Source organism: Paenibacillus sp. 22594, assembly GCF_052044425.1.
GTDB lineage: Bacteria > Bacillota > Bacilli > Paenibacillales > Paenibacillaceae > Paenibacillus_AQ.
Genome location: NZ_JBQENA010000006.1, coordinates 202410 through 214782, shown reverse-complemented (window position 1 = coordinate 214782; position 12373 = coordinate 202410). Strand labels below are relative to the sequence as shown.

Here is a 12373-nt window from a genome sequence, read left to right as displayed (position 1 = left end):
TAATGTTCGATTAAAGCTTACATATAAATGTCCACTACCGTGCCTTCTGCGCTTCGCAGCCGGTCAAAATCAGCCCGCTTGATCCGCAGTCCGCCCAGGCGGTACGGATTCGCCAGCCGTTCAGTTGGAACTTCCTGTCCATTTACCTTAATATAGGCCAGTTCACCTTGTGCGCAATGGTAGACAAACGTGGCAGATTTGCCGCCGTAGTCGAAGTCCAAACGGGTTCCATCCAGTTCATCCGGCAATACTGGATCAATGATCAGATCGCCGCCGTCTTCGCGGATACCCAGTACATTCGAAATCAGCTGATTCATGTAGATCCCCGGACCGCTCGAGTAGATTCTCCAGCCGCCTTTGACCGGAACCGAACCGTCACGCAGCTCTGCAAAACGCTCCTGCGCTTCATAACGGTTGGAGAATTTTCCGTCCGAGCTGCTGAAATAGGAGTTGCTCTGACGCAGTTCCGCATTTGGTACCGCATCGCGGATGCCTATCGGGTTAATGACGGCCAATCCTTTCCAGACCTGATCCCGTTTACCGATCTTCGCCATCGCTTCAACAAAACGGATATGCGCATGCACATACTGCAGACCAATCTCACGGCCGAAATTCGCCGCCTGCTCAGCCCGTTTGAAGTGCAGACTGACACCACCGGCATATTGAGCCGGATGATTCATGAGACGCACACCGTCCGGACACAGGAACTGCTCCTGAATCAGCTTGTAATGCTCCTCCATCTGCTCCGGAGTCAGCAGCTCGCCAATCATGCTTCTGGTCATCGGCAGCAACCGGTACTGGATGCCAGTCTCCTTGTCTTCGGGATGCAGCAACAGCTTGGCATGGGCTGGATCTTCGAAGTAAAGGAAGCCCGGGATCACATCGGTTCCCAGCATATAGCGGTTGAAGTCACCTTTGATTCCTGCCGCCAGTTCCTTCAGCTCCCCGGACCATGCAGCATCGACTTCCTCCAATACGCCCGACAGTCCAAGAACCGTCTGATACGTCAATGCGACTGTCCAACTGCTAACCATGTACTGCTTCAGCTGAGCGTTGGCCGGCTGCAAGGTGTCATCCCAATCCCCGTCACCATAGGAGGAGAGGAACGTATCATGCAGGAAGTTCGTTTTGATATAATCCAGTTCCTTGACCGCATGTTCCCGCAGGGAAGCCGTTCCTTCTGTGAAGTCAAAATGGTGTCTGCGGGTGTACGGAAGCTGCACATCCAGAACTTCGTAATCCCGGGTCGCCCGCAGATAATCGCCAAGCACCTTCAGCGGCCAGACAATAATATCCCCGTGGCTCTCTTCCTGCTGAATATGCGTATACTTATCGAACATGAACCATTGCGGCCAACTACCGTCATCCTCATACTGATGGGCGAATACGGTAAGCAGGATTTCACGAACCTGCTCATACTTGTGGGTGGCCAGGAAATATTCCACCGGACCCTGACAGACATCGCGGGTTCCCCAAGCAGCCCCGCCATATTGTTCCAGACCGTGAGGTACGGAATAGTGAACGAGCATGTTATGGGTATACCACCAGGCCAGCGCATTTACCTTGAACAACTCACCTTCCGTCCCACCCTTCTCCGTCAGCTTGAACCCATTCATAACTCCAGACAAAAATTCGCGGTACCGGTCAACCTCGGTCTCAAGCGAAGTGGAGCTAAGTGGACGCGCCTTGCCATCCAGTAGTCCCTGCAGAGTTAAGGTCCATTCAGCACTCTCATGCAGCTCCATCACCACAAGGGATGCACTGCCTTGAACCCGGCCTTCTACCAGGAAGGACTCATCGCCCAACTCGTATACCGCACCATCCAGATGCATCCGGTAAGCCAGTTCAGGGTACACCTTCGCGCTGGTGCCTGACTTCGCTGCCCGGAAGGTCAGCGTACCATCTGCCGCGTCCTGAGACACTTCATAGGGAACCTCATATTCCGCCACATTCATGGTAATCTGGTTCGTGATCAGGAAACGGTAAGCGATACCGCCAGCAGAACGGACATGCAGTCTAACCTCCGGCTCATCCATGGTGGTGTAATTGGTAATCACCAGGGTATCCGAAGCCGTTTTATAATACCAACGCACATAGTTAAAACCGATTTCGAACAGCGAAGGCATCGTTAACAGATGATATTGACCTTCAGAAAAGACATAAATACGTTGCCCCGAGGTCTTGTAGATGTTTAATGCACTGCGGGCATTGGACATCATTTTATTAAAATTAGTATTGCCGACGACCACCTGGGAATTAAAAATACCATACATATAGGAGGTTGTAGTCATTACCTCAGGATTCAGCCGGGCATTATCACCACTCATGAGTATCTGTCCATGCGGACGCTCGACAAGCAGCTCCTTATCTTTGAGCACCACATGCTCGTAGCCGTCAGTAAAGAAAGCCAGCAATTGGCCATCCTCACGTTCCTCCTGGAACTTCTGAGGGAACAGCAAATCGAGCTCAGCCCCTGTCAAAGGAAGTGTCTGCAATGGTTCACCGATCTGAGGTTTAACCGATACCTCGTTCAGCCACTCTCCATCTGCAGACACGCTTCCCTGAGACTGTACCTGCTGCCAGGCCTTTTGGACTGCCTCTTTATACTCAAGTTCCGTAATTGCTGCCGGATGATCCTCCCGGAACAGTCCATAGAACGTAAAGCGTGCTTCCCCTTCCAGCTGAACTTTTGCCGATTGCAGCGCTGTGTAGGCAAATTCATACTGATAAATCTCATTGGTAAGCTTGTCCTGGGACAATGCCTCCGCCTGATTGGTTTCCTTGTAGGATAAACCGAAGAATTGAAAGCCGTCGGTCGAATATCCCGTAGCACCTTCAAGCAAACCCTGCTGAAGATAAGGGAACTGTCCGGCCTGTGGCTGGTTCTGGCGGGAGCATACAATATACCCATTCTCTTTACTTTCAAATACGGCATGATCGATATATTGGGACAGATAAGCCTCATTGCTTGTAACAGCTCCAGGAGACGCAATACCCACATCCTGAGTATAGATCACGTCCAGGAGAACGCCGCTGCCTTCAATGGAGACATCCCAGAACCAGGCTCCCAGATCTGTCATGGAAAAGACTACCTGATAATGTATAGCATCTACTCCTGGTCCAACCTGCTCTGCTGGAATATCGCCTTGCCATACCAAGCGGTCTCCGTCCTTGCGGAAACGGCTGGCTGATTTCACGCCAAGCAGCGGAAATGCCTGAATTCCGTTCGAAGTATGAAGCCTTGCATATAAATTGCCCGGCGCACCGTCGACACTGCTCGACAGGAGCTGATTAATCATCATTTTGCCGCCAAGAGCCTGGTATAGGTCACCACTCTCCAGAAATGTAAAGGCTAAATTACCCTTTTGTAGCGTCAGCTTGGTACTAGATTCAATTGTCATTTCATTTCACTTCCTTATCTGATTAGGTATGAGGCCGCTAATGATATACACATTATACCAATCGGAACATTGCGGACTGAGTGTCACGACTGCTGGCGCCGACATATACAGTAAATCGGCCGGGATCACTGGTATAGGACAAATCACTGTGGTGATAGCGAAGCTGAGATTCCTCGATGTGGAAAACAACCTCTCTGCTCTCTCCCGGAGACAGCTGCACCTGTCTGAAATCTTTAAGCTCTTTGACCGGACGCACAGTCTCACCGGACATATCACGGATGTAGAGCTGAACGGTCTCCGTTCCGGCCTGACTGCCGGTATTCGTTACAGTCACCTTGGCCTCCAGTGGACGGCTTACAGTCATGGTATCCGACGACAGAGAGAAATCTGCATAGGCAAAGGTTGTATAGCTTAGGCCATAACCGAACGGCAGCAGCGGTTCATTGGGAATATCAATATATTGAGAAATATAACGATTGTCTGTTTCTTCCTCAGGTTTAGGCCGGCCGGTACTGTAAGCATTGTAGTATACAGGAATTTGTCCGACAGAATAAGGGAAAGACATAGACAATCTTCCGGAAGGGTTCACCTTGCCATACAGAATATCCGCCAGCGCCGCGCCGCCTTCACTGCCCGGGAACCAGGCTTCCAGCACCGCATCTGCCACATCAAAGATTCCGTGCAGATCAAGCGGCCGCCCGTTGAAAAGAACAACAGCCAGCGGTTTGCCAAGCTTCTTCATCTCGCGGATCAGCTCAAGCTGAGCATCCGGAAGCCGGATATCACTGCGGCTGCCCCCCTCTCCGCTCATGTCAGAGGCTTCGCCAAGAGCCATTACAATAACCTCGGCTGCTGACGCAGCGTTCAGCGCTTCAGCAAGACCAGACTCTGAGAGGGTATCGATACCGCATCCCTTTGCAATTATCACATTGCTGGGATCACTGCTTACCTTCTGCATGGACTCACCAAGCTTCACCGCAGTTTCCTTGGACCCCGTCCAGGACCACCAGCCAAGAATATCACCGCTGTCAGCGAACGGACCAATCAAGGCAACCCGCTGGTCAGTCTGAAGCGGCAGAACTCCCTCATTCTTGAGAAGTACACTCGACTTCTCGGCCAGTCTCTGGGATACCTGACGGTGCTCCTGACTGAACACAATTTGCTGTTCCAACTCAGGGTCAGCTCCGCGCATTGGATTCTCGAACAAGCCCAGCTTCTCCTTCAGGTTCAGAATCCGCAGTACGGCTTCGTCAATCATTGCTTCGTCGACAAGCCCTTCAGCCACAAGCTCCGGTAAATGATTCACATAACTTGTAGTCATCATATCAATATCGACACCGCTGTGAATCGCCTTGAAAGCAGCTTCTTTGTCATCTTCCGCTGCACCATGGGCAATAACTTCCTTAATCGCCGCCCAATCGGAGATCACAACCCCGTCGAATCCCCATTCGTCACGCAGCAGACCACGCATTAATCTCTGGTTAGCTGTTGCCGGAATGCCATTTACAATATTAAAAGAAGTCATAACCATTTCAGCGCCTGCGTCGATGGCCGCTTTGTAGGCGGGCAGATAATATTCACGCAGCTGACGCTCCGAAAGATCCACAGTGTTATAATCACGGCCGCCTTCGGCCAGTCCGTATGCCGCAAAGTGCTTCACACATGCCGCTACACGGGTCTTGTCATCCTTTAGATTGTCTCCTTGGAAGCCTCGGACAAACGCCTTCCCAAACTCAGCATTCAGATAGGTATCTTCCCCGGTAGATTCCATCACACGGCCCCAGCGGGCGTCACGAACCAAATCGACCATCGGGGCAAACGTCACATGCAGACCGGATACGGCTGCCTCGCGTGCAGCTATCTCAGCACTTTGTTCAGCAAGCTTAAGATCCCAGGAACAGCCGATCGCCAGCGGAATGGGGAATATCGTTTTGAAGCCATGGACAATATCCGCCATGAACAGCAGTGGAATACCCAGTCTGTTGCCGGCCAGGTGTTCCTTCTGAACAGCCATCATTTTCTCCGCACCTGCAATACCTAGCACCGAACCGGCAGCCCGTTTGGTGTTGGAATCAATTCCGAGCTCTTCCATAGGTCCAGTAATCTCTGAATCATCACCAGGTTCATCATAAAAAGGAGCTGCCAGCTGAAGCAGTTGGGCTATCTTCTCTTCAAGGGTCATATGTTGCACATATTTGTTATACAGATGTTCAGTCATAGCTGCTTACCCCCAATGAAACGAAACGTTTCTTTTGTTTTTCGCCTTTTATAATATGGTTTTATACTTATTTAATGACCATTATTTCATAAACGTTTCACTTTATTTCGATATACTAACGCTTTCATTCCCCAGGGCGGTTAGCTCCGGGGTTTGACCGATTTACGTTCAACCAGCTCAATCTTGAGCTTATAGAAATCATTGACGGTGTCACCGTTCAGCATCTGGAACAGCAGATGTCCCGCCAGCGATCCGGATTCGTACATAGGCTGCCGAATCGTGGTCATCGGGGGCTGAATGTATTCAGCCAGCTGGATATCATCAAATCCGATCACAGAAATATCATCAGGCACCCTGATCCTACCTTCTTCCAGTGCCTTCATTCCTCCTACAGCCATTTCATCATTTGCATAAAAGACAGCAGTAGGCAATTCCCCCTGCATCAGCATCATTTTGGTCGCCTTATATCCGCCTTCACGGATGAACCCCCCGTTTAGTTTCCATTTGGCTTTTTCTGCCAAACCCGCTTCCCGCATGGCCCGCAGAAACCCTTGATAGCGCAGCGTATTATCATAGGAATTGGCCGGACCGCTGATGTATGCAATATGCTCATGGCCTTTTTCGATCAAATAACGGGTAGCACTGTAACCCCCCTGTTCTCCATCCACTACGACATTAATGAGGCCTCTACCGGAAATCAGCCGGTCCATAACTACAATGGGGAACCTTTCGCTTCCGGCAGCCTGCAAAATTTCATCGGTAATGTTATGTGCGAGCACAATGGCTCCATCCACTCTTTTTTCCAAAAGAAATCTTACTGCCGTAGAATCCTTCCCGCCCATAGAACTGCATGCGATAAGATCATAGGAATTGGACAAAGCCACATCCTGAATGCTCCGGATCAGCTCTGAATAATAGGGACCGGACAAATCCGTCAATATTAGAGCAATAGTATTCGTGCGGCTTCTTTTCAAATCCATGGCAAAGCCATTTTTCTGATAATTCAGCTGTCTTGCGGCTTCAAGCACCTTTTCCCTGGTTTTGGCGCTCACCTTGCTGTTGCCGCTCATGGCATAGGACGCTGTCGATAAGGCTACCCCTGCCAGCTTTGCCACATCTTTGATTGTTGCCATGTTTGTTCAATCCTTCCCGAGACATGCAATATGCTTCTCTATATTATTTTATGCCGGAGATGGTATATCCTTCTATGATATGCTTCTGGAAGAAGATAAATATAATAATAATCGGTACGACCATGAATGCGGCTCCGGCCATTTGCAGTCCGAACTCGGTTCCATATTGTCCTTTCAGCAATGACAGCCCTACCGATAAGGTGTACAGTCTCTCATCATTGGCAATAATCAGCGGCCAGAGGAAGCTGTTCCAAGCCCCAATAAAGGTCAGGATGCCTTGTACCGCAAAAACCGGCTTCACGATCGGGACCATCAACTGGAAGAAAATTCGCAACTCGCCGGCCCCATCCAGTCTTGCTGCCTCCAGCAAATCCATCGGAATCGTGGTCATGAACTGGCGGAACAGGAAAATCGCAAAAGCGCCGACCAAACCAGGCAACACAATACCCGCCATCGTATTCACCAAATGCATCTGGTTAATAATCAGATAGGTTGGAATCATCGTCACCTGTGAGGGGATCATCATCGTCGCCAAAATAATATAGAAAAACTTATTTTTACCCGGAAAATCAAATTTAGCAAAAGCATAACCGGCCATCGCGTTTAGAAACAGTCCTACAAAAGAGCACAGCACGATGATCAGTGTATTTTTCAAATAAATTAAAAAGTCCATCTTCACGAACAAATCCCGGTAGTTAGAGAACGTCGGGTGGTTCGGAATGAGTGTTGGCGGAATCACAGTAAATTCATTCTCAGGTTTAAAGGAAGAGCCGATCATCCAGATGAACGGCACCATCATCAGCAGTCCTCCGATAATGAGCAGTGCGATCATCAAGCCTTTTTCCATATGTTTCATTTTCAATGCCATGAAAGTATCCTCCTCTTTAAGCTGCAGCGCAGAAGCTGAAACTTAATATTCCACTTCTTTCTTTTTGACCGCGAATTGAATGAGCGTCACCACAATGATAATGATGAACAGCACAAATGAGCCAGCAGCCGCATAGCCAAACTTACTGAGCTGGAAACCGTTGTTGTAAATGAAGAGTGCCATCGACATCGTTGCATTGAGCGGTCCGCCCTTGGTCATAACCAGCGGTTCTTCGAAGAATTGAATCCAGCCAATCAAGGTCGTAATGGTCACAAAGAAAGTAGCGAATCCCAGCAGAGGAACTGTAATGAAGCGCAGCTTCTTCCAGCCTGTTGCTCCGTCAATTTCAGCCGCTTCATAATAGGAACGGGGAATGCCCTGCAGGGCCGCCAGGAAAATAATCATATTAAGCCCGATGGATTTCCAGAACGCCAGCAAGATCAGGGACAATTTCGCAAGAGTCGGGTCCTGAAGCCATTGCTGTGCCGGAAGGCCGAAGATGGACAGAATGTAGTTGAACAGACCATAACTGCCGTTATACAGATATCCCCAAACCACCGCCACGGCTACAATGTTGGTAATGGACGGCATGTAATAGATGACACGGAAGCTTTTGAACAGCCAGCTTGTTCCGTAATTAAGCAGCAGGGCCACTCCCATGGACGCGAGCACTACAAGCGGTACACCGATAACTACATAGATCAGTGTGTTATACATCGATTTCAGGAAGATCGGGTCTTTAAAAATATTAATGTAATTGTCGAAACCCGCACTGCTGATATTCGAATAATCTGCAAGTCCAACCAAATCCATATCGGTAAAGCTGATGACCAGCGCAATAATAATCGGAATAATGGAAAATAAGGTCAGCAGGATTACGGCAGGCGCGATAAACATATAAGGGTATTTATTTTTATTCCATTGCTTCACAAATGAACTCACAATTGCTCACATCCCTTCGCTTTCTTGCACTTTCTTCCTTAATTAAGAACGAACGTACATACTGCCGGGACCTCTTATCGGGAGATACCGGCAGTATGTCTGGCAAGTATAATACTTACTTACTTGTTGCCGAGAAGTTCATTTGCCTTCGCGTTAAGCTTGTCCAGTTCGGTTTGCGTATCCGCACCGCCTACCGTGATCTGCTCAAATGAAGCCATAGCAGCCTTGGCAATCTCTTCATATTCTTTTACCATTGGAGCAGGACGTGCACTCTTAAGCTGTTCACCGAAGGCTTGGATCATCGGGTCTTTCAACGCATCGTTAGTCCAAGCAGCCTTGAGTGCAGGCATAGAGTTGGAAGTTTCATAAAATTTCAGCTGTGCATCCTGCTCAGCCATGAAAGCGATAAATTTAGCGGCTTCATCAGGGTTTTTACTGTAATTGAAGATCGACAGGTCTGCACCGCCAATAGAGGAGGTGTTCGTTTTCTTGGCCGGCAGCGTGGTTACAGCCCATTTACCGTCAATTTCAGGTGCTTTTTCTTTGACTGTCTGAATCATCCACGGACCGCTGATGAACATCCCCATAGTGCCATCTTTAAATGCAGCTACCGTATCCAGATCTGTACCCTTAGGGGACAAACCTTCATCATAGAAGCTCTTTAGAAAATTAATGGTTTCCACATAAGGAGGTTGGTTGAACTGTGGCTTACGGTTGCTGTCAATCAGCTCACTTCCGTTCTGCCAGGCGAAGATTGCAGTGTAGATGGAATCCTTTGCCTCGATAGGCAACGCATAATGTCCGGCTCCGCCTTTGGCAACCAGCTTCTTGCTGGCATCCTTCAGTTCATCCCAAGTCTTAGGACCTTCCGGATAGCCTACGTCACCTAGCAGATCTGTACGGTAGAACATAGCGCGTGTTTCAACATAGAAAGGAATCGCTACCGTCTTATCTTCATATTTCGTCGTTTGAACGGCACCATCGAAAAAGTTTTCCGCTTTCATGCTTGGGTATTTTTCGATATAAGGTGCCATATCCTTTAGCGCACCGGCAGCTGCAAATTCAGGAATCCAGGTTGTACCCATTTGGACAACGTCCGGACCGTTTTTGGAAGCTACGGCTGTCAGTAATTTGTCATGTGCATTATCCCAAGGAATCGCTTGAACTTCTACTTTAATACCGGGATTTTTTTCTTCATACATCTTGGCAATCGGTGTTACGGTATCCGCAGTACCCATGAACCACACCTTTAATGTTTTGCTGTCACCGGATGCTGAATTATTAGAATTCCCACAACCTGCAGCAACCAAAGAGAAACTCATCAATACTGCTGTAGCTACCAAACCTGTCTTTTTTTTCATTTCTTTCACCCCTATTTTAGTGTTAGCCAAACTTTAAAAACTATGAATAAAGCCCATACATCGAAACGTTTCGACTAAATTCGAAAAAAAATTCGAGTTTTTCTGTGAAACATAGTACGAATTTCAGACCTCACAATCAATATTTACCCATGATTCGAGATCCGAAACTACTTTTCCTACATTTTCCCTCGAAAAGGAGATCTTCCCCTCCGTATGTTGCCCGTTTATCGATTGCGTGAATCGAATCGTTTCGATAGCCCTATTATATGACTTGCTGTTAGCGATTTCAAGTAGGCTATCCAAAAATGTTGCAAAAAAGGACACTCTGCTGATCCAGAGTGTCCTTTGAGTAAAGCTGCAGCCTTGCTTATATCCGCTTAGTTGGTATAGATCATCGTAACAACGCCGTTCGTAAAGGTTACATAATTAAAATTGCCATACGACCAGGTCTCTACCCGAACACCGCTGCCTTCCATAGCCGAGGCATCGATGGGCGAGCCCCAGCTTAATTCCACCTGTTGCTTGGTCATACCGGTTGTAACCCGTCCATCCTTGATCTTCGCCCAGATGGCATCCGGCCATTTATAGGTCTTGTAAGGATCGGCTGTGAAGAACTCTTGTCTGTCCGCAAGGGTAGATATTAATTCATCACCACTCATCTTACGGGTGTTCAAAACCTTACCCGAAGGAAACTTAAAGGCTGCTGCAAAGTAGCCGTTATTGTTCGGAATAATATCCACAATCGTCACCTTCTGAAAGCGGTAATTCTCATCAAAAAAGTTAACCCAGTAGCTTTTCCCAATGAGCTTGGTGAGGTAACCTTGTGATTTCGTTTTGACGATCTGGGCCGTCTGTTTGGTCTGCACCGTCAGTTTCGCGCTCCCGAAACTAACCGTCATCTTCTGGTAAGTGCCATCCCAGGCCAGACCGGCTCCAAGTGCGGTTTTGAGTAGGGATGCCGGAAATACTGCGGTTCCGTTCACGGTTTGCACTTTATCGCTCATTTTAACCTTTTCGCCATTTATGATCGCTGTATCACTGCCCAGCTGTAGCTGAATCGGCAGTTCGCCAAGCCGGATGGAGAAGGTTTTGGCGGCCATATCCGCTTGAATGGAGGCACCCAGCTTATGGAACACAGGCTGTACTGGAAGGTACATCTTACCCCCTATGTAAGCTCCCTGGTCCATCAGCGATGTATCGCTGATGGAGACGCTGATCGTTTTGGAGAACGAACCGGAGCGGGCTGTCAGTTTGGTCTGGCCCACCGCAAGGGCTTTTACCGTACCGTCCGGCATCTTTTGCAGCAGATAAGGCTTCTCGATCTCAAGCTCAGCTTCGGACAGCGGGATGCGCTTCGTCGTGTCATTGCTCCAGATTTCGTCAATCTGTACTGATACTTTGCTGCCAACCTTCAGTTCTTTAGACTCAATCCGCAGATTTAGATCTTCAATAACCGGAACGGAAATCTCCTGCAATTCACCGGACTGGGGACTATAGCTCCGGAGTGTGCCGTCCTGGAGCTTGATGATCAACGAGCCGCGCCACTCGGTAACCAAGGCAGTGACATGTCCCGGCTGAGACTCAGTCTGCTCCAATTCATAGGTGCCGGGCACTTGTGATCTCTTCACTACGATTGTCCCGTCTTGAAGGAGGACAAAGAGATTTCCACTGTCATTGTACAGCGCGCCCGCCGCCTGCTCCGTCAACGTTGTAGGCACATATTTGGCCGGATTGGCCTTGTCTGCCTGGTATTTGGAATAGACCAGCACCTTGCCGGACTTCAACACTACAGCCGCCTCATTAAGGTCGCCGGACAGAACCGCCGAAACCTCTGAAGCGGAGCCCAGCTGGTCAATCGGGCCTTGGAAGCCATATGCGCACCGCAGCTCTCCAGAACGGGATAAGGTTACCAGTATATTCGTATGCCGGTTGGCATTGATCATGGCGATATCAGAATATTCCTTCAACTGCTTGCCATCCATATCCCACACGGTGCCGTCCTGTTTCAGATAATAGGTTCCGGAGATCTGAACAATACCTGATGTCCCCTTCACCACTTTCGCATCAAATAACGAGAATCTCACCAGCTGTCCATCCTTGGTCAAGCCGTACTCCCCATCCAGATCTACAATGTTGTAGTCTGTCAACAAGGTTTCCTCAACATTCATATCTTGCGTCCAGACTGTGCCGTCACTCATCAGACGATTGCCGTCTTCGAAATCAACCAGCGTAGCTCCCGCCGCCTCCGCCTTGCTGAAATTCCCTAGGAGCGCCACTGCAATCACAGCTACTGCAATTCCCAACTTATACCCTCTCATTTTCCAAAATCCCCCTCCAGAGTTGTTACATCTCCACTTTATCACAAATTATTTTATTTTCCAGAGAGGAATGGGAGAAGGTCTCATCAGGGTTTACTGAACAGGTAGACTGAATCACACCGTACTCGTTCA

The 12373-nt window shown here is 48.8% G+C and carries 7 protein-coding genes; all 7 read right to left on the bottom strand.

Annotation, left to right across the window (positions count from 1 at the left end; genetic code table 11):
- Window positions 1-17: 17 nt before the first annotated feature.
- Window positions 18-3401, bottom strand: coding sequence for a GH36-type glycosyl hydrolase domain-containing protein (locus tag ACTJKB_RS20185; protein ID WP_440836166.1), 3384 nt, complete (start codon window positions 3399-3401; stop codon window positions 18-20).
- Window positions 3402-3453: 52 nt separating this feature from the next.
- Window positions 3454-5619 (bottom strand): glycoside hydrolase family 3 N-terminal domain-containing protein, encoded by a 2166-nt coding sequence (locus ACTJKB_RS20180; protein WP_440836165.1) that lies wholly within the window; start codon window positions 5617-5619, stop codon window positions 3454-3456.
- Between the two features lie 140 nt (window positions 5620-5759).
- On the bottom strand, window positions 5760-6752 hold the full coding sequence (locus tag ACTJKB_RS20175) for a LacI family DNA-binding transcriptional regulator (protein WP_440836164.1): 993 nt from the start codon (window positions 6750-6752) through the stop codon (window positions 5760-5762).
- A 43-nt stretch (window positions 6753-6795) separates the two neighbouring features.
- Window positions 6796-7620, bottom strand: coding sequence for a carbohydrate ABC transporter permease (locus tag ACTJKB_RS20170; protein WP_074083620.1), 825 nt, complete (start codon window positions 7618-7620; stop codon window positions 6796-6798).
- Window positions 7621-7662: 42 nt separating this feature from the next.
- The gene (locus ACTJKB_RS20165; protein WP_440836352.1) at window positions 7663-8517 is read right to left on the bottom strand and encodes a carbohydrate ABC transporter permease; all 855 of its coding nucleotides are present in this window, start codon (window positions 8515-8517) and stop codon (window positions 7663-7665) included.
- A 164-nt stretch (window positions 8518-8681) separates the two neighbouring features.
- Complete coding sequence (locus ACTJKB_RS20160; protein ID WP_440836163.1) at window positions 8682-9923, bottom strand: sugar ABC transporter substrate-binding protein; 1242 nt, start codon at window positions 9921-9923, stop codon at window positions 8682-8684.
- A gap of 377 nt (window positions 9924-10300) precedes the next feature.
- Window positions 10301-12241 (bottom strand): stalk domain-containing protein, encoded by a 1941-nt coding sequence (locus ACTJKB_RS20155; RefSeq protein ID WP_440836162.1) that lies wholly within the window; start codon window positions 12239-12241, stop codon window positions 10301-10303.
- Window positions 12242-12373 lie beyond the last annotated feature (132 nt).

Excerpts from the sequence above, each read along its gene's own strand:
- ACTJKB_RS20165 (WP_440836352.1), bottom strand. The coding sequence starts at position 8,517 with ATGTTTATCGCGCCTGCCGTAATCCTGCTGACCTTATTTTCCATTATT.
- ACTJKB_RS20155 (WP_440836162.1), bottom strand. The coding sequence starts at position 12,241 with ATGAGAGGGTATAAGTTGGGAATTGCAGTAGCTGTGATTGCAGTGGCG.
- ACTJKB_RS20180 (WP_440836165.1), bottom strand. The coding sequence starts at position 5,619 with ATGACTGAACATCTGTATAACAAATATGTGCAACATATGACCCTTGAA.
- ACTJKB_RS20175 (WP_440836164.1), bottom strand. The coding sequence starts at position 6,752 with ATGGCAACAATCAAAGATGTGGCAAAGCTGGCAGGGGTAGCCTTATCG.
- ACTJKB_RS20160 (WP_440836163.1), bottom strand. The coding sequence starts at position 9,923 with ATGAAAAAAAAGACAGGTTTGGTAGCTACAGCAGTATTGATGAGTTTC.
- ACTJKB_RS20185 (WP_440836166.1), bottom strand. The coding sequence starts at position 3,401 with ATGACAATTGAATCTAGTACCAAGCTGACGCTACAAAAGGGTAATTTA.
- ACTJKB_RS20170 (WP_074083620.1), bottom strand. The coding sequence starts at position 7,620 with ATGGCATTGAAAATGAAACATATGGAAAAAGGCTTGATGATCGCACTG.